Raw genomic sequence first — 16983 nt, forward strand, 5'->3', positions numbered from 1 at the left:
ATCAGCGCGGCCCGCAGGCCGCGTCTGTGGCTCATTTCGGTGATTGAGCAATCAGCGCAGTGTAGAAATGCGGCTGACGCATCAGCACCAGGTCTTTACGCCTTACCACATGATCGGGGTAAGGATCGCCGGCTGACCCCGTGGAGATATCCAGCAGCGCCAGCCCCTTCGCACCGGTCGCTTTCGCTTCCCTGCGTGGAAAGGCAAAGGTATCCGGCCCGTATATCCCGCTCAGGCCAAAGCTTTCGCCTGCGGCGGCGGGCCAGTTGGCAAAAGCCAGCCAGACATTATTCTCTCCCGCCCGAACGCGTGGCAGCAGCCAGTGGTAGGGATCGGCGCCGCGCGGGATCGGCCAGACATGCGGTATCGCCGTGCCCGCGTGCGCCATGGGCAGAGGTGAATGAAGCTGCGCCGGGCAGGCGATGATGTCGCAGCCTTCCAGCGCCAGAATGCGGGCCGCTTCCGGCACCAGCAGATCCTCACCCAGCAGAATACCGACACGCCCGCAGGGCAGATCGCACGTCACCCACTGATCCCCTGCGCAGGCCCAGTGCCGATCCTGGTCGCTGAGATGAATCTGGCGATAGTACGCGTTGACTCCTTCACTGCTCACCAGCATCGCGCTGTTGTAGCACTGCTCCCCTTCCCGCTCGGCGAACCCTGCAAGCAGCGCGATATCCAGCTCCATCGCCAGCGCGACCAGCGCCTGTACAGGCGCATCCTCCCGCGTCAGCGCGCAATGGCTGCCCTCCCCGCCGGTCAGCGCGCGCTCCGGCAGGATCAGCAGTTCCGCGCCCTCTGATTTCGCCTGTCCGGCCCAGTGCCGAATCTGTGCCAGATTGGCATTCACCTCGTCTTGCGGGCGAAACTGCGCCACCGCAATACGGGACGCTTTGCCGTCAGGCAGGGGATCACGCCCATATAAGCCAAAAAAGTCCGCCGGATTCCAGAGGAAAGTATTGGTCATCAGCCGCTGATAGAGCTCAGGCCGGCGCTTGTTCAGCTGTGGATTCTCCTGCGGAAGGGGTAACTCAGCGCTGAGTACCTGATCGCCGCTGTCGCAGCTGGCCAGCACATTTCCCTGGCTATCCACAATGCAGCTGCCGCCGCTGAACTGCACGCCCCGCTCCCATCCCCAGCGGTTACTTTCAATCAGCGCACAGCCATTCTCCCAGGCGCGCGTGAGCCAGTAAGGCGCAGGAGTGCGTTCAGCCAGCCAGTTACTGATGTGGCAGATAATCTGTGCGCCCCCCAGCGCAGCCAGCCGGGCAGTTTCAATAAAGTGAATATCCATACAGACCAGCAGCGCAATATTGCCGATCTCAGTCTGAAAGACCTGATGCCCGCCATCACCGTTAGCCGCCCATTTCGGTTCCGAAATATAGGGATGGGTTTTTCGGTGGACGCCCATCACGCCCTGCGGGCCGACCAGAATGGCGCTGTTATAGTAGAGGTCGGTTACCCTGTCCCGCTCCGGCATGCCAAAGACCAGAAAGCAGTTAAACTCACGCGCAATCGCAGCGAATGCCTGGCTGGTGGGGCCATCCGCCGTTTCTGTGTAGGGGGCGACCTCCGCACGATCCTGCCAGCAGTAGCCGGTAGTGGCCATTTCCGGCATCACGATTAAGCGTGCGCCGTCACGTGCCGCCTGAGTGGCTGATGCCAGCAGCCGGGCGACGTTTTCCTCTTTTCTGAACTGCGTAGGTTCAAACTGAATGGTTGCAACGTTGATGCGCATTATTCGGCCTCCTTGCTCAGTAAGGGTTTAAACACCGGTTTCGGCCCCTGGTATGCATCAGAGGGTTTCCAGCTGGTTTGCATATCTTCCGGGAAGGTTTTGAAGTAGTAGCTGCCGCGGGTCGCCACGCTGATAGCGACATGCAGCACAGGGCCAACCAGCATGGCAATAAATGAGGCGTACACCATCGGATAGAGGCCCAGCACGCCTGCCGCGCCTGTTGCCACCGCGACGCACAACGCAATGACGCCGGACGGATTCCACATCCGCAGATACGCTTTGCGATACTCCACGAAATCGGAAGGCGCAAGGTGCAGCACTTTGCGGCAGATAAAGTAATCCGCAAGGATAATAAAGACCCAGGTGTTGGTGAGAATTCCGGTAATGGAGAGGAACGTGCCGGTATACTGCAGAATATTGCAGATATAGAACAGCACGCCGAGCAACCAGACCAGCAGCATCCACCACTGGCGTCCCGGGCGATAGTTAAACGCCATATCCATGGTGTTCGACAGGGCTATCGAACCTGAGTAGAGATTCAGGACGTTGATGCGGATCTGGGTAATCACTGCAAATAACACGCCGGTCAGCCCCATAATCAGCGGGAAGACGAAGCCCGGATCGAGCGCCAGCGACCAGACATCCTCGCCCTGAATATGCGGCATCAGGGTGTAGGCCATAAAGGCTCCAAACAGCATGACGACAACAATCGGGATCAGCATCCCCAGCATGATCGTTGCGGTGCCTTTATGCGTGATCCCCGGACGGGCAAAACGACCGTAGTCAGTGGCCATCAGTCCCTGAAAAACGATCTGCCCGTTGGCCATATTCATCACCAGCCACAGGGCGTTACTGTCCGCCTCTCCTTTCGCCTGCCAGCCGCTGAAACTGACCGCCGGATAGTGGTGCGTTAACTGCCAGATACAGAAGCCAAACAGCACAATGAAAATGGGAACGCCCCAGGTTTGCAGGAACTGCATGGATGACATGCCCTTCCAGACAAACCAGATGGCGGCCAGCCCCATCAGCGCAAAGATAGCGATACCGGTCAGGGAGTTGACCGGCACGCCCGCATAGTTGGCGATGGCGTGAGACACAATGGTGCCTTCAAACAGGAAATAGAAGATGAAGTTGACGGCGTAAATCAGCGAGGTGAAGGCGGAGCCCATATAGCCAAACCCCAGGCCGCGCGTCATCAGATTGAGTGAGAGCCCCTCTTTACTCGCCATCTTCATAATGCATGAGCCAATCAGGGTGGCGAACACCACCATATAACCGATCGGCAACAGCAGCATTGGCCAGCCGACCTGGTAGCTCATGTCTGCCCCGAGGCTGAACCAGAACATCGCGGTAGAGTTGCCCAGTAGCACCAGAATAATGGCCGGAATGGGCCAGCGATAGTGCGCCGGCACACGGCCCACCGCGTAATCTTCAACGGCCTCTGCTTCGGTAATATCCTGCGGCCCCTGAAACCATGCTTTTAACTTACTCATAGATTTGCTCCAAAAAAAAGCCCCGCCGGCAGCATTGCCGGCAGGGCTTCTTCGCCTGAAATCGATGTTGTGGAGTGGCTGCTCGCCACAGGCCGCTTACCAGGCTACGGTGCCTGTTCCTGCCCGGCAGGATGCGGTAACGATAAGGAAGCAATTAATGCGCCAACTGTTAAAAGTGGCGCATACAGGCGGTAGAGAGGCGGATGGCAGGCGAGAGACGCATAATGCCGGTGCAGCGCGCACCATGATGATTCAGATGCAGCAGGCACGTTTTGACAGAGAGCCACCGCCCGAAATGCATCTGGCGGTGGCTGACGACTTTACTGTACCAGGTTATGGCGCAGGGAATATTTCACGATGTGGGCGTTATTGGTAAATTTCATCCGCTTCATCATGCGTGACTTGTAGGTGCTGACGGTTTTATTACTGATGGAGAGCGCATCGGCGATCGCATTGATCGACTCCCCGTGAGCCAGCATGATCATGATCTGCCGCTCGCGCATCGTCAGACTCTCATGAGGCGCACGATTATTACTCTGGTAGTCGGAAAAGATAATCTCCTGCGCCAGATCATGATCGATATAGCGTGATCCCTGCGCCACGGTGCGGATCGCTTTCAGTAAAACATCCGGCGACTTGTCTTTCGTGATATAGCCCAGCGCGCCATTGTTTAACACCCGCCGGGTAATCTGTGGCTCGTTGTACATGCTCAGTACCAGAATACGCAGCTGAGGATAGAGAGGCATCAGGCGCGTGATCAGATCTTCTCCGCTCATGCCCGGCATCGAAATATCCAGCAGCAGCAGATCGACCTCGTGCTGGCGCAGGCGTTCCAGCACCTGGCCGCTATCTGAGGCTTCGGCTGCCACTTCGATGTTGTCATCCAGCGCAAAAATCTGCTTCAGGCCCTCGCGCATAATGGCATGATCGTCGGCAATCATCAGACGTATGCATTTACTCATCGGTTAATACTCCCGGTTTTCGGACAGGATGGGCTGATTTAACACTTCCGGAGAGAGGAAACTTCAGTTTAACCCGGGTGCCTTTACCGGGTGTGCTGGTGATGGTCGCTTCTCCATTCAACATGCGTCCACGCTCCTCGATCCCGTGCAGCCCGCACGTTCCCTTCTTCACACGGTGCAGATGAAAGCCTTTCCCGTTATCGACCACCTCAATCAGCAGCGCATCCGGCGTCAGTTTAACGAAGATATAGACGTTGCTGGCCTGGGCATGACGGACGATATTGGTGAGAGATTCCTGAACCACGCGGAATGCCGCTGTCAGCGTCACCTCATCCAGCACCACGGTGTGTTCGTCAGGTGCCAGCAGAATGCAGCGGATGCCATTGTTTTTTATAAACTGATCCCGCAGCCACTCCAGCGCAGGAACCAGGCCCAGATTGAGAACATTGGGACGCAGGCGGGTCGAGACATCACGCACCACCTGGATAGTGCTGTCCAGATGCGCCATCAGCGCCTGAATTTTCGCCTCCTGCGCATCGACAGAGAGATCTTTACGCATCGCCAGCAGCGATAACCCCGTGCGCAGCGCGGTCAGCTGCTGGCCCAGCTCGTCATGAATATCACGCGCCAGCTGTTTCTTTTCCGCTTCCCGCGCCCGCTCCAGATTATGCGTCAGCAGCCTTAACTCCTCTTCGGTCTGGCGGATAGCGGTAATATCGCGCCCGACCGCCAGCACACTCATCAGCTCGCCGTGCAAATCATATTCCGGTACGCAGCGCACATGCAGGATGCGTTTCTCTCCCTTACGCCTGACCACCAGCTCATCTTCAGCCACTTTTTCATCCACCATGGTGCGTGAGACCAGCTTAAACAGGCTCAGCCCGATTCCCCCGCGCTGCACGCTTTCGGTCAGCGGCAGCCGGGTGATGTCGGTTTCGCTAAGGTTAAACCCGCTGCGGACCGCCAGGTTGGCGTAGAGGCAGCGGGTCTGCAAATCAAAACGTAAAATGAGGTCGGGAGAATTTTCCACGACCTGATGAAGCTGTTTTTCCCGCAGTTGCTGCTGCTCTTTTTGCCGACGGATTTCATCCATGTCGCGCACAATGCATAAGATATGTAATTCACCCTCCTGTTCATATCCGCTGCAACTGACCTCAACGGGAAAAACATGATGGCGACCGGTGTGATGTGACGTGAATTGTATGCCTTCCGGGCGGGTACTGAGTTTCCACCACAGGGCAAAAACATCCTTGTCGCGCAGCTCTTTATCAATGACGTCAAAGCTGATTTGCGAAAATGTTTCGCGCGAATAGCCTGTCAACTGGCAGGCCTTGTCGTTGACATATTTGATACAGAGCTGACTGTCTATCAAATATATTGCATCATGAATTTTGTTTAAGGCGATATCTGATAAGCTGGTGATATTCGCCTCATGATTGTCATCCTGGTCAGATACACCCTGTAAAAGCATTATTCCCTCCGGAGATTTATCACGCCGCAGAGAATAAATTTCCAGCGGCATGACAGTCTTTACCCGCTAAATATTAACGAGCTGATAATTTTAGCAGTGAATCTGCCATTTTTCGTATTTGCCCGATCAGGCGTAAATTCTCCCCTTCAGCGTTTCCCGTGCCCGTGAAAGTCGGGATCGGACAGTGCCGACCGGGATATCTAACTGCTGCGCAATATCCTGATAGCTGCCCTCTTCCTCAACCAGGATAGAGAGCATAACCCTGACATCTTTCGATAAAATTTCAAGAGAGGCCAGCGTATGGCTGAGTAACTGCCGGTTTTCCGTCAGATCGCTGGGGTCATTATCCAGCAACAGATCGGCGGTAATTTCATCGTTAAGATGATCAAACAGATAGTGGATCTGTTTCGCTTTGTAATAGTTACGAATCAGATTTACCGCAATACCAAATACCCAGGTTTCCGGGCGGGATGCGCCACGGAACTTATGCCGGTTACATAACACTTCAAGACAGGTCATTTGCAGGATGTCATCGGCATCTTCATGACTGGCAATACGTTTCCGGATGAAGTTTAACAGCTTCTTATTATGCGTAACGAAGATCTCATCCCAGTTGACGTTAATTGCAAAGGGTGACTCTGCAGCAGCGGATACGAGCGTTGAATTGATCATCTTTTCTCTCTCTGAGTGGTAGCCAGTGATTACGCTACTCAGCAAGAGATATGCCATCCGCTGCCCTCTTAATAACTCCCTGTTTGTGAAAACAATTAATTTTTAATACAGATTTTTCTGAGAAATTTTTTTCCTTACCGCTGGCTGATTGATGCAAAAAATTGCACTGATTTCCCGGCGAAATTATTTTCACTTTTTTTTGCTGCTTTTTTTCGGAACCGATATGCGTGCTTTGACACAGAAAGAGAGTAATGACCACTGAGGATGGCTGGCGATGCTCAAAATACAACATGCGATTCCGGCACTGGCGCACTCGCTAAAAGCCCTGCATAAAAACACGCCACAGACCGTGGTTAAAAATAGCGTGCCGGATAATGTCCGCGTGCGGGAAACGTCCTTGAATGACGCGATGGAAGAAATTGGCGCCGCGTTCAGTGAAAAGATGGAGCGTAAACAAAAGGCGCAGGAGCGCCGCAATGCCTCACGTCACCTGCAGCGTGGCAGACACGCGATCAGCAAGGTCGGCGAGCTGAACGCGCTATTTTCCCTGCTTGATGGCGGTGATGAACAGCAGACATCAGAGCAGATGGCGTGGCTGCGCAGCGCGCTGCGCCAGACTCCGCCTCCGGACAGCGACACCGTGCTGGAAAAAAGCGGCGGCGATCCGGCACGCACCGCGCTGCTGCTGCGCATGCTGGGCGAACAGGCACAGGATGAAGGCGACAGAGAACTGGCCACGCAGGCCGAAGCACAGCTGGAAAGCCTGCAGAAAAACCACGGTCAGACCATTCGGGCTGGCAACAACACGGCATCAGCTATCGCCGGCTATACCCGTGACCCGCAGCGAAAACAGTCGCTGCGCGACCTTTATTACGACGGCATCGTCCACCAGCAGTCTGCCACCATGATGCTGGATATGCTGCTGGAGAGGATGGGCTCGCGTCATCTCCAGCCGACGCTGCGCACCCTGCAGCGCGCGCTGGCGGATGATATCGCCGCCCTTGCCCCCTCCATCAGCGTGACGGCCCTTTGCCGAATCCACCGCAGCCTCCGCGATGCCGCCGGGATAAGCCAGACGCTGAGCGACAGCCAGGTCTTTCTGCAGCGCATGCGGAGCAGAGTGCCCGACGTTGCCATGAACAGCCTGACGCTGGCCCGGCGTATGTTGCAAATCAGCCATAACGGCGCCTGGCAGAGTGATTTTAACGGTCTGGCAGAGGAGATTGTCGGCCAGGAGAAGCACCATCGGCCGCTCTTTTTCAGTTCGCTGTTTCCGCTGCTGTACGGTGTGCCTCCCTCACTGTGGCACGAGCGGGAAAACCGTGACAACGCGCTAAAACTGCTGCGCAGCATCATTACGGACGTCAACAAAACAGAGCAGCAGCAACAACGCCGCAACCGGACCGCGGCGTCGTGAGGCCATAACGATGAATACCCTGTTTCAAATACTGAATCGCATCGCAATCAGCGCCATGCAACGCTCCGAAGTCGTGGGGGCGGCATTTGCTATGGCGCTGGTGTTTATGCTCATCATACCGCTACCGCTGCCTTTAATTGATGCGCTGATAGCGCTCAATATCTGCCTCTCCTCCCTGCTGGTCGTACTGGCCATGTATCTGCCAAAGCCGCTGGCGTTCTCAACCTTTCCCGCCGTGCTGCTGCTGACCACCATGTTTCGACTGGCGCTCTCTATCTCGACGACCCGCCAGATCCTGATCCAGCAGGATGCCGGTCATGTGGTGGCCGCCTTCGGTAATTTTGTGGTGGGTGGCAACCTGGCGGTAGGGATGGTGATGTTCCTGATCCTGACCGTGGTCAACTTCCTGGTGATCACGAAAGGTTCCGAACGGGTGGCCGAAGTGGCGGCGCGGTTTACCCTGGATGCAATGCCCGGTAAGCAGATGTCTATCGACAGCGATCTGCGTGCCGGCCTGATTGATGTGGTGCAGGCAAAAAACCGGCGCAGTGAGCTGGCTAAAGAGAGCCAGTTGTTCGGAGCAATGGATGGCGCAATGAAGTTTGTTAAGGGTGACGCCATTGCCGGGCTGGTGATTGTGGTGATCAACCTGATTGGTGGCATCAGCATTGGTGTGCTGCAGCTGGGTATGCCTGCCGGTGAAGCGATGCATATCTACTCGATTCTGACCATTGGTGACGGACTGATCGCGCAGATCCCGGCGCTGTTAATTTCGCTGACCGCCGGGATGCTGATCACCCGCGTCTCCTCAGACGATGAACAGACGGTCGATCATAATATCGGCCGCGAGATTGCCGAGCAGCTGACCAGCCAGCCAAAAGCGTGGCTGCTCTCCTCAATGGGGATGGTGGGCTTTGCCCTGCTGCCCGGTATGCCCACGGCGATCTTTTTAGTACTGGCCGCGCTGACGATGATTAGCGGTGGTTTTCAGATCTGGCGTGTCAGAAAAACCCTGAATCTGGCGCAGCCACAAATGGAAAATGAGGTCATTCCGCCTGAGCTGAACGGCAGGGAAGATCTGCGTCAGTTCAATCCCACGCGACCTTATCTGATCAACTTCTCCTCCTCATGGCGGGGTCATCCGGAGATGCTGGAGCTGGTGCAGGATATTCGCCGCCTGCGTAACCGCATCGTTTACCACTTCGGCTTTACCCTGCCCGCCTTCGATATCGAGTTTCTCGACCAGCAGGCGGAAGATGAGTTTCGTTTCTCGGTGTATGAGATCCCGAAAGTAAAAGGCACCTTTACCGTGTCGCACCGGGCGGTGAAGCGCAGCTGGCTGGACACGTTAGCCGCTGCCGACAGGGAGAGCGTGACAGAGGGTGATGTGCAGCGTCGGGAGGAGGACATTATCTGGCTGACGGCAGATCATCCGCTGCTGCAAAACGAAGAGGTCGAACAGTGGTCGGCACGCGAAATCCTGGTCAGGCGCATGGAGAACGCGATTCATGCCAGCAGCCCCCATTTTATTGGTCTGCAGGAAACCCGCGCACTGGTGAGCTGGCTGGAATCGGAGCAGCCGGAGCTCGCCCAGGAGTTACAGCGTGTGATGCCCCTCTCACGTTTCTCCGGTGTCCTGCAAAAACTGGTTGCCGAACGGATTCCGCTGCGATCCGTCCGCGCGATAGCCGAAGCCCTGATCGAACATGGACAGCATGAGCGCGACATCTGGCTGCTGACCGATCAGGTGCGTATCTCGCTAAAAAATCATCTCTGTTACCAGTATGCCCGGCCGGACGGCCTGCATGTCTGGCTGCTGACACCGGAACTGGAAGAACAGTTACGCGACTCGCTGCGTCAGACGCAAAACGACCTGTTCTTTGCGCTAACCCATGAGCAGATCAGCGCCATTCTCCCGCTCATCGCCAGCGCCTTCCCGGTTGACACGCCGGAAAGCGCCGTGCTGCTGGTCGCGCAGGATTTGCGCAGCCCGCTGCGCGGGCTTATCCAGGAAGAGTTCCACTATGTGCCGGTGCTCTCGTTTGCAGAGTTGCAACCTCATCTCGCCGTCAATGTGCTGGGGCGTATCGCGCCGGATCCGGCCGCTTATTCACTGAACTCGTGGGAGAATTAATCATGTTCGAGCTGCGCGTGCTGTCTGGCCTGCATTTAGGCGCCGCGTTACCCCTCTTCGGCGAGAGCTGGCTGATTGGCCACGCCGAAGAGGCCGATCTTATGCTTAGCGATGCGCACGTGGCTGCCCGTCACTGCCAGTTGCGCCGGACCGGGACTGGATGGCAGATTCAGCCGGACGGCGGCGAAGCATCGGGTATCAACCCTGAAGAAGCATTTCAGATCGCTGACGTCTGGCTCTGCGTTGCGCGCATAGAGACACCGTGGGCCGCCTGTATGCCTCCTGCGTCGCCACCCCAGCCCGACGAACCGGCTGCCGCGACACCTGAGCGCGTTCCCCCTGCTGCTGCACGCAAAGGGATATTCCCCCGCACGCTTCGCACGCTGGCCTGGAGCCTGATGCTGCTGCTCACCCTGACGGTCATGAGCTGGGTTTTGCAGCCTACCGTTGCCCAGACCCAGGTTACCGCTCCCCGGTCACAGCACACCCACGCCGCGATGCAGGCCCCGTTACAGAAAATGTTGCGTGAACGCGATCTGGCACGCGTCGTGAAGCTGGATATGCACAACCAGCGACTGCGTCTGCGAGGGCACCTCACTCAGTCACAGATGCAAATCTTTAACCGGATGCTCGCGCGCTTTAACGCCACCTACCCCAGCGAGACTCCGCTGAATAATCAGGTCCGGCTGCTGAAGGTCAGGCTGCCATTTCGTATTGTGCAGATCACCACCGGAAGCCGCGCCAATATCGTCACCGATGAGGGGCAGCGTCTGTTTGTCGGCGATGAAGTGGACAACCTGCGGCTGGTCGCGATAACCCCTGACCAGATCGAGTTTAACGGTCGCGAAAACATCAAGGTGAGCTGGTAATGACAGTGGCGCTGGAACAGTGGTATCAACAGCAGCGGCAGCGGATTGCCCGCTTTTCGCCGGTCGAAAGCTTTGGCCGAATCACCGGGATTAACGGGATTTTGCTGGAAAGCAGCCTGCCTCAGGCGCGGATTGGCGACCTCTGCCAGATCGTCAGGGATGACGGCCAGAGGGTGCTGGCAGAGGTGGTCGGCTTCAACCCGCAGCACACGCTGCTCTCAGCCCTCGGCCAGCTCGACGGCATTGCCCGGGGGGCGCGCGTGATTCCGCTGCGTCTGCCGCACAGCATTGTGGTGTCGGACGCCCTGCTTGGCAGCGTGCTGGACGGCTTTGGCCGCCCTCTGGATCCCGACCAGCACGGCGCATTCGCCCTGCCCGGTACCGCAGAAAATGCCGTGAGCGTGCTGGGTGATGCCCCGGCTCCCACCGATCGTCCGCGCATTGCGACGCCGCTCCCAACCGGCATTCGCGCAATTGACGGTCCGCTGACCCTCGGCGTAGGACAGCGCGTAGGGATCTTCGCTGGCGCGGGCTGCGGGAAAACCACCCTGCTGGCGGAGATCGCCCGTAATACGCCCTGTGATGTCATCGTTTTTGGCCTGATCGGAGAGCGTGGACGTGAACTGCGCGAGTTTCTCGACCATGAACTGGATGAGGCGCTGCGCAGCCGGACGGTGCTCATCTGCGCCACATCCGACCGCAGCAGTATGGAGCGCGCCAGGGCGGCGTTCACCGCCACGGCTATCGCTGAAGCCTGGCGCGACAAGGGCAAGCGCGTGCTGTTGATTCTCGACTCCCTGACCCGCTTTGCCCGCGCCCAGCGTGAAATCGGTCTCGCACTGGGCGAGCCGCCGGGCCGCGGCGGCCTGCCTCCTTCGGTTTATACCTTGCTGCCTACCCTGCTGGAGCGCGCCGGGCAGACCTCACGCGGGTCGATTACCGCTCTCTATTCCGTGCTGATTGAAGCCGACTCGATGAACGACCCGGTCGCGGACGAAGTGCGATCCCTGATTGATGGCCACATTGTGCTGACCCGTCGTCTGGCGGAGCGCGGTCACTACCCGGCTATCGATGTACTGGCCAGCCTGAGCCGCACCATGAGCAACGTCGCGACGCGCGAGCATCTGCACGCCGCCACGCAGCTGCGCCGCATGATGTCCGCCTGGCAGCAGGTCGAGATGTTAATCCGCCTGGGGGAATACCAGCCGGGCCATGATGAGATGACGGATGCGGCAGTCTCGGCGCAGACGGCAATTAATCACTATCTGCAACAGGTGATGCACGCGCCCTGTGACTATGACACCACACTGCACCACTTATCGGAGGTAAGCCAGCATGCGCCATCATCCGCTGCCTGATCACGACACACTCCCTGATGAGACAAACAGAGAGCTGGAGCAGGCCTTTTCTCTGCTGCTGCCGATTCGCCGCCAGCGCTTACGCCGCTGTGAACGGTTGCAACGGCAGGCGGAGCAGGTGCTGCGCGAAACAGAATGTCAGGCCGCCGAAGCGGAAAGCCAGCTCGACGCCGCCCGGCAGCATTATCAGCAGCTGCGCGAAAGCTTTGCCGGACGCCACCAGTCGGGGCTGCAGAAGCAGGAGCGTCTGGTCGGCGGCCTGGCCAGGGAGCGCGAGGCCAGCGAGGCGGTAAACGGGCAACGCACTCAGCTGCAACAGTGCCGCACAGAGCAGGTGACGCAGCAGCAGCAGGTGCAGCACGCACAGCAGCAGACACAGGCACGTCTGCGTGATGTGGAAAAGCTGGAATATCTGATGGCGCACAGCGAGGCATTACGATGACAGCCTTACCCCACCCGCCGCAAAAGCATACGGCAACGCCTGCCCGTCCGGAGGTGTCGCGCCGTATGCCGCAAAGCGGCTCTTCAGAAGCGACGGCATCCGGCCGGCCTTCCCGCGCCGAACCGTTCCGCGAAGCGCGCGCTGAGTTTGATGCGCTGCTGCTCACGCCCGGCGAAACGCCGCCACTGCCACAACCGCTGATCCTGCCGTGGGAAGGCCCCTGCTCTTCCGGTCCGTCGTTATCCCCGGATGAAGCCCCTGCCGCCTCGCCGGTCAGGGCCTGGCAACAGCTGGAGCCGCCTCTGTGCGGCATGGTGGAAAAGCAGCCTGCCGGACCGGTCGCCATGACGCTGCTGCTGCCGCTGCTGGGCGAAGTGGATGCCCGTCTGACGCCTTTTGCGGCGGGCTGGGATATCAGCCTGCGCTTTGCGCCCCCCGCCATGAACATGATGGCAGCCCATCAGGAGCGCTGCCGGGCCTCGCTGCGCCGCCGGATGGCCTGTGCTGTACGCCTCCGCTTTGAACAGCGCGGAGGCCAGGAATGACGCCCCTGATCCTGCGCACCTTGCCGCGCGAGGAAGCCAGCCTGCGCCAGCGTATCGGCCACGGTCTTCGCTTTGCGTTCACCCTGGCAGGCGACGCGGGTGAGCTTCAGCTTCGGCTTGCCGACGCCGCCGGGCGGCCACCGACACACCACTTCTTCTGCCGGGCGGGAGAGTTATCCCTGACGGGAAGCGAAGCGCTGCTGAGTCTCTTTTCCACCTGCCCGCTGATGCCCGATGCCGGGGCGTGCGCGGAGTGGTACTGGCCGCTCTTTAACCAGCATCTCAGCCCGGCGCTGCGCGCGCTGTTTGGCGACCTGACGCCGCATGACACGGCCTGCCCTCCGGTCGGAGGGATGTGGCTGACGCTGAGCGTCACGCTCAGCGAGGCGCAGGCGCACAGTCAACTCTGTCTTACGCCCGCTACGCTCGCGGCGTTGTTAAACCAGCCCGGCTGGGCGCCGCTGCCTGCGCCCCCCTGCAGCGATCTGCCGTTATCGCTGCCGCTGACACTGGGTGCGCTCTCGTTTACCCCCTCGCAGTTACGCACACTTCGCCCCGGTGATGTGGTTTTCCCTGCTACCCCCTGTTTTTTCCCGACCGGTCGCGGCGAGCTTCGCCTTGCACAGTTACACCTTGAGGGCGAATTGCTGTTCGGGGAGGGGCATCCTGCCCGTTTTCTTATTACCCGTCTGGAGAATACCTACATGAATGTGACCCCCGAAGAGAATATGCCTGCCGATACCCCCCAGCCGGAGGGCGAGCTGACGGAAACCACGACGTCCGTGGCATCGCCTTTTGATGCGCTGCCGCTGGCTTTAACCGTGCGCTGTGGCCATCTCAGACTGACGCTGGGTGAGCTGAATCGTCTGGATGTCGGCTCGACGGTCACGGTCGAGAATGTGGTGCCCGGCGAAGCGCTGCTGTGTCACGGCGAGTTTCCGCTGGCGAAAGGCGAACTGGTGGATGTCGAAGGACGGCTGGGACTGCAGATTACCCATATGCTGCCGGGCGTGGCGAGCGTCGGGGATGTAAACAGATGATGCCGATGGAGATGGGGCCGCTGAACCCGATTATGCTGGCGCTGTTTCTCGGCGCGCTGGCGCTGCTGCCGATGATGCTCATCATCTGTACCAGCTTTTTAAAAATTACCATGGTGCTGCAATTAACGCGCAACGCCATGGGCGTGCAGCAGGTGCCGCCGACGATGGCCCTGAACGGCATCGCGCTGGCCGCCACGCTGTTCATTATGGCCCCGGTGTTCAGCGAGATGACCGACCGGCTGAAAGCGATGCCCGTCGATTTCAGCAGTATGGAGCGGCTCGACGATACCGCCGCTAACGGTATCGAACCGCTCAAAACCTTTATGCGCAAAAACAGCGACCCGGACATCGTTATCCATCTGCAGGAAAATGCCCAGCGTATGTGGCCTGAGAAGATGGCGAAAACGGTCACCCCGGACAATATGCTGCTGATAATCCCGGCCTTTGTGCTGTCGGAGCTGCAGAACGGTTTCAAAATCGGCTTTCTGATCTTTATTCCTTTTATTGTCGTGGACCTGATTGTCTCCAATATCCTGCTGGCGCTCGGGATGCAGATGGTGTCGCCGATGACTGTTTCGCTGCCCCTGAAAATCCTGCTCTTTGTGCTGATCAGCGGCTGGACACGGCTGCTCGACGGGCTGTTCTACAGCTATTTATGAGGTTTTTATGGATATTCTGACGCTGTTTCGCCAGGGATTACTGCTGGTGGTGATCCTCTCCGCGCCGCCGCTGCTGGTTGCGGTCATCGCCGGGGTGATTATTTCACTGGTGCAGGCCGCGATGCAGTTGCAGGATCAGACCCTGCCGTTCTGCATCAAGCTGGTCGCCGTCGGCCTGACGCTGGCGCTCACCGGTCGCTGGGTCGGTGTTGAGCTGATGGAGCTGGCGCAGGCTGCGTTTGCGATGATGTCAACGGTCAGTGCCTGATGCTGACAGGTTACCCCCTCACTGATACCTTTCACGCGATCCTCGCGCTGGGACTCGGCATGGCGCGTATCTTCCCCTGCCTCCTGCTGACGCCGATATTCTCCTTCAGCGTGATTAAAGGGGGACTCCGCACCGCCATTGCCGTGGCACTGGCGCTGTTTATTGCGCCGGGCATCAAAGAACAGATTGATGCGCTTGAGCCGTCGATGCTGCTGCTGGCCGGCCTGGTTCTCAAAGAGTTACTGATAGGCATCCTGCTCGGCTTGTTGCTGGCGTTGCCTTTCTGGCTCTATGAGTCTGTCGGGGCGTTGTTCGATAACCAGCGTGGCGCGTTAATGGGGGGGCAAATCAACCCGCAACTGGGGCCGGATGTGACGCCGCTGGGGAAACTGATGCAGCAGCTGCTGATACTGCTGCTGGTCACCGGCTTGGGATTATCGACCATCACGCAGGTGATCTGGGACAGCTATCATCTCTGGTCCGCCACACAGTGGATCCCTTTTCCTGGCGAGGCGGGGTTTCACGTCTGGCTTACGCGGGTGGGAAAACTCTTCAGCGATATGGTGCTCTATGCCGGACCGCCGGTGGCGCTGATGCTGCTGCTCGATTTTGCCATCGGTGTGATGAGCCTCTATAGCCCGCAGCTTCAGGCGACGGCCCTGACCATTCCGCTGAAATGCCTGCTTGGCATGCTGTTTTTTATCCTCTATCTGCCGCTGCTGGACCATCTGGGTCATGCGCGATTGTATGAACTGCGCGATCTCATCCCTCTCCTGTCACGGATCGTTGCCCCTGCAGCCGGAGGAACGCCATGAGCGAAAAAACCGAAGATGCCACTCCCCAGAAACTCCGGGAGTCGCGTAAAAAAGGCCAGGTCAGCCAGAGCCAGGATATCCCTAAGCTGCTGATCTCAATTGGTATCCTTGAAACCCTGTTTGCTATGGTGGAGAGCGGGATGCAGCGGATGCAGGCGATGATGCTGCTGCCGCTCTCCCGCCTGCGCGATCCGTTCGATCATGCGATGGAGGAGGTGATCGGGGAAAGTGTCACCGTTCTGCTGGTGCTGGTGGGGATCGCGTGCGCCATCGCCATCCTGCTGCGGGTCGTGGGTGGCTGGCTGCAGTTCGGCCCACTCTTTTCCACCGACGCGCTGACGCCGAAGCTGGATGCACTGAATCCGGTTAATCATCTGAAGACGCTCTTTTCCGCCCGTCAGTTTACCCAGCTTTTAACCAGCATCGTGAAAGCCGTCGTGATAGGCCTGGTAGTCTGGCAGGCGATCATGCCTGACCTCGGCAGCCTGGCTCAGCTGGCCCTTGGCGACCTCAACGGCTTCTGGCAGGGGGTGATGGCGCTGTTTATGAAAGTGTCGCGTCGGGTACTGATGGTCATGCTGATTATCAGCCTGTTCGATTTTGGTATTCAGCGCTATTTCTTTCTGAAGCAGCAGCGCATGAGCCATGAAGATATCAAAAACGAGTTTAAGCAGAGCGAAGGCGATCCGCATATGAAAGGCCACCGTCGCCAGGTGGCGCAGGCGATCCTGAATGAAGAGCCGGTGCCTGCCCGCGAGGTGAATGTGGAAGAGGCGGATGTGTTGCTGGTTAACCCGACCCATTTTGCCGTCGGCCTCTATTACCGGCCGGATGAGACGCCGCTGCCCCGTCTGCTGTTCAAAGCGTGTGATGAAGAGGCGCGCGCATTAATTGAAGAGGCGCAGAGCAAAAAGAGACCAGTGATCCGCTTTATCTGGCTGACACGCACCCTGTGGCGCACCACCCGCGAAGGCGCCTATGTTCCCCGCGAAACGTTAAATGCCGTCGCCCACGTCTACCGTCTGCTGCGGGAGCTGGAAGATCACTACCTGGATGAGGTGATTGAGATTCGGGAAGCGTGATGCGGAGGGCCACTCCGC

Annotated in this window: 17 protein-coding genes; 11 read left to right on the forward strand and 6 right to left on the reverse strand. The window is 58.4% G+C overall.

The window, feature by feature from the left end; translation table 11 throughout:
- Positions 1–31 precede the first annotated feature (31 nt).
- The 6 genes from HFD92_RS03585 to HFD92_RS03610 all read right to left on the reverse strand — a co-directional run bounded on the left by HFD92_RS03585 (position 32) and on the right by HFD92_RS03610 (position 6628).
- Positions 32–1738 carry a nitrilase-related carbon-nitrogen hydrolase gene (locus HFD92_RS03585; RefSeq protein WP_167428303.1) on the reverse strand — a complete coding sequence of 569 codons (1707 nt, stop codon included), beginning with the start codon at positions 1736–1738 and terminating at the stop codon, positions 32–34.
- Positions 1738–3231: a cytosine permease gene (locus HFD92_RS03590; protein WP_167428304.1), complete on the reverse strand. Its 1494-nt coding sequence runs from the start codon at positions 3229–3231 to the stop codon at positions 1738–1740. The genes HFD92_RS03585 and HFD92_RS03590 overlap by 1 nt, the downstream gene beginning before the upstream one ends.
- Before the next feature lie 320 nt (positions 3232–3551).
- Positions 3552–4193 (reverse strand): response regulator transcription factor, encoded by a 642-nt coding sequence (locus HFD92_RS03595; RefSeq protein ID WP_058956608.1) that lies wholly within the window; start codon positions 4191–4193, stop codon positions 3552–3554.
- Complete coding sequence (locus tag HFD92_RS03600; protein WP_255461687.1) at positions 4186–5664, reverse strand: PAS domain S-box protein; 1479 nt, start codon at positions 5662–5664, stop codon at positions 4186–4188. The genes HFD92_RS03595 and HFD92_RS03600 overlap by 8 nt, the downstream gene beginning before the upstream one ends.
- A 126-nt stretch (positions 5665–5790) precedes the next feature.
- On the reverse strand, positions 5791–6336 hold the full coding sequence (locus HFD92_RS03605) for an RNA polymerase sigma factor (protein WP_058956610.1): 546 nt from the start codon (positions 6334–6336) through the stop codon (positions 5791–5793).
- A 34-nt stretch (positions 6337–6370) separates the two neighbouring features.
- Positions 6371–6628: a hypothetical protein gene (locus HFD92_RS03610; protein ID WP_140028432.1), complete on the reverse strand. Its 258-nt coding sequence runs from the start codon at positions 6626–6628 to the stop codon at positions 6371–6373.
- On the opposite strand from HFD92_RS03610, the gene sctW reads away from it, so the two are divergent.
- From sctW to sctU, 11 genes are read left to right on the forward strand one after another with little or no spacing between them, the layout of a single operon-like run.
- The gene (gene sctW, locus HFD92_RS03615) at positions 6611–7753 is read left to right on the forward strand and encodes a type III secretion system gatekeeper subunit SctW (RefSeq protein ID WP_167428305.1); all 1143 of its coding nucleotides are present in this window, start codon (positions 6611–6613) and stop codon (positions 7751–7753) included. The two genes, HFD92_RS03610 and sctW, sit on opposite strands and share 18 nt — an antisense overlap.
- 10 nt (positions 7754–7763) lie before the next feature.
- Positions 7764–9887 carry a type III secretion system export apparatus subunit SctV gene (sctV, locus tag HFD92_RS03620; protein WP_167428306.1) on the forward strand — a complete coding sequence of 708 codons (2124 nt, stop codon included), beginning with the start codon at positions 7764–7766 and terminating at the stop codon, positions 9885–9887.
- A 2-nt stretch (positions 9888–9889) separates the two neighbouring features.
- Positions 9890–10756: an FHA domain-containing protein gene (locus HFD92_RS03625; protein ID WP_167428307.1), complete on the forward strand. Its 867-nt coding sequence runs from the start codon at positions 9890–9892 to the stop codon at positions 10754–10756.
- Positions 10756–12114 (forward strand): type III secretion system ATPase SctN, encoded by a 1359-nt coding sequence (sctN, locus tag HFD92_RS03630; RefSeq protein ID WP_140028429.1) that lies wholly within the window; start codon positions 10756–10758, stop codon positions 12112–12114. Before HFD92_RS03625 ends, sctN begins: the two co-directional genes overlap by 1 nt.
- The gene (locus HFD92_RS03635) at positions 12092–12556 is read left to right on the forward strand and encodes a hypothetical protein (RefSeq protein WP_058956615.1); all 465 of its coding nucleotides are present in this window, start codon (positions 12092–12094) and stop codon (positions 12554–12556) included. Before sctN ends, HFD92_RS03635 begins: the two co-directional genes overlap by 23 nt.
- On the forward strand, positions 12553–13101 hold the full coding sequence (locus HFD92_RS03640) for a type III secretion system HrpP C-terminal domain-containing protein (RefSeq protein ID WP_150030031.1): 549 nt from the start codon (positions 12553–12555) through the stop codon (positions 13099–13101). Before HFD92_RS03635 ends, HFD92_RS03640 begins: the two co-directional genes overlap by 4 nt.
- Positions 13098–14141, forward strand: a complete 1044-nt coding sequence (locus HFD92_RS03645; protein WP_167428308.1) for a FliM/FliN family flagellar motor switch protein — start codon at positions 13098–13100, stop codon at positions 14139–14141. Before HFD92_RS03640 ends, HFD92_RS03645 begins: the two co-directional genes overlap by 4 nt.
- 5 nt (positions 14142–14146) lie before the next feature.
- Entirely contained in the window at positions 14147–14800 is a 654-nt protein-coding gene (sctR, locus tag HFD92_RS03650) for a type III secretion system export apparatus subunit SctR (RefSeq protein ID WP_058956618.1), read from the forward strand.
- A gap of 7 nt (positions 14801–14807) precedes the next feature.
- On the forward strand, positions 14808–15068 hold the full coding sequence (gene sctS, locus HFD92_RS03655) for a type III secretion system export apparatus subunit SctS (protein ID WP_111208903.1): 261 nt from the start codon (positions 14808–14810) through the stop codon (positions 15066–15068).
- Positions 15068–15883 carry a type III secretion system export apparatus subunit SctT gene (gene sctT, locus HFD92_RS03660; protein ID WP_058956620.1) on the forward strand — a complete coding sequence of 272 codons (816 nt, stop codon included), beginning with the start codon at positions 15068–15070 and terminating at the stop codon, positions 15881–15883. Before sctS ends, sctT begins: the two co-directional genes overlap by 1 nt.
- Positions 15880–16965, forward strand: coding sequence for a type III secretion system export apparatus subunit SctU (sctU, locus tag HFD92_RS03665; RefSeq protein ID WP_167428309.1), 1086 nt, complete (start codon positions 15880–15882; stop codon positions 16963–16965). Before sctT ends, sctU begins: the two co-directional genes overlap by 4 nt.
- Positions 16966–16983: the final 18 nt, after the last annotated feature.

The sequence above is a fragment of the Pantoea sp. EKM101V genome, from assembly GCF_011800325.1.
Taxonomy (GTDB): Bacteria; Pseudomonadota; Gammaproteobacteria; order Enterobacterales; family Enterobacteriaceae; genus Pantoea; species Pantoea anthophila.

Coding starts and splice junctions, on each gene's coding strand:
- HFD92_RS03610 (WP_140028432.1), bottom strand. CDS start 6,628: ATGTTGTATTTTGAGCATCGCCAGCCATCCTCAGTGGTCATTACTCTC.
- HFD92_RS03640 (WP_150030031.1), top strand. CDS start 12,553: ATGACAGCCTTACCCCACCCGCCGCAAAAGCATACGGCAACGCCTGCC.
- sctS (WP_111208903.1), top strand. CDS start 14,808: ATGGATATTCTGACGCTGTTTCGCCAGGGATTACTGCTGGTGGTGATC.
- HFD92_RS03585 (WP_167428303.1), bottom strand. CDS start 1,738: ATGCGCATCAACGTTGCAACCATTCAGTTTGAACCTACGCAGTTCAGA.
- HFD92_RS03645 (WP_167428308.1), top strand. CDS start 13,098: ATGACGCCCCTGATCCTGCGCACCTTGCCGCGCGAGGAAGCCAGCCTG.
- sctR (WP_058956618.1), top strand. CDS start 14,147: ATGGAGATGGGGCCGCTGAACCCGATTATGCTGGCGCTGTTTCTCGGC.
- HFD92_RS03590 (WP_167428304.1), bottom strand. CDS start 3,231: ATGAGTAAGTTAAAAGCATGGTTTCAGGGGCCGCAGGATATTACCGAA.
- HFD92_RS03605 (WP_058956610.1), bottom strand. CDS start 6,336: ATGATCAATTCAACGCTCGTATCCGCTGCTGCAGAGTCACCCTTTGCA.
- sctV (WP_167428306.1), top strand. CDS start 7,764: ATGAATACCCTGTTTCAAATACTGAATCGCATCGCAATCAGCGCCATG.
- HFD92_RS03625 (WP_167428307.1), top strand. CDS start 9,890: ATGTTCGAGCTGCGCGTGCTGTCTGGCCTGCATTTAGGCGCCGCGTTA.
- HFD92_RS03635 (WP_058956615.1), top strand. CDS start 12,092: ATGCGCCATCATCCGCTGCCTGATCACGACACACTCCCTGATGAGACA.
- sctN (WP_140028429.1), top strand. CDS start 10,756: ATGACAGTGGCGCTGGAACAGTGGTATCAACAGCAGCGGCAGCGGATT.
- sctU (WP_167428309.1), top strand. CDS start 15,880: ATGAGCGAAAAAACCGAAGATGCCACTCCCCAGAAACTCCGGGAGTCG.
- sctW (WP_167428305.1), top strand. CDS start 6,611: ATGCTCAAAATACAACATGCGATTCCGGCACTGGCGCACTCGCTAAAA.
- HFD92_RS03600 (WP_255461687.1), bottom strand. CDS start 5,664: ATGCTTTTACAGGGTGTATCTGACCAGGATGACAATCATGAGGCGAAT.
- HFD92_RS03595 (WP_058956608.1), bottom strand. CDS start 4,193: ATGAGTAAATGCATACGTCTGATGATTGCCGACGATCATGCCATTATG.
- sctT (WP_058956620.1), top strand. CDS start 15,068: ATGCTGACAGGTTACCCCCTCACTGATACCTTTCACGCGATCCTCGCG.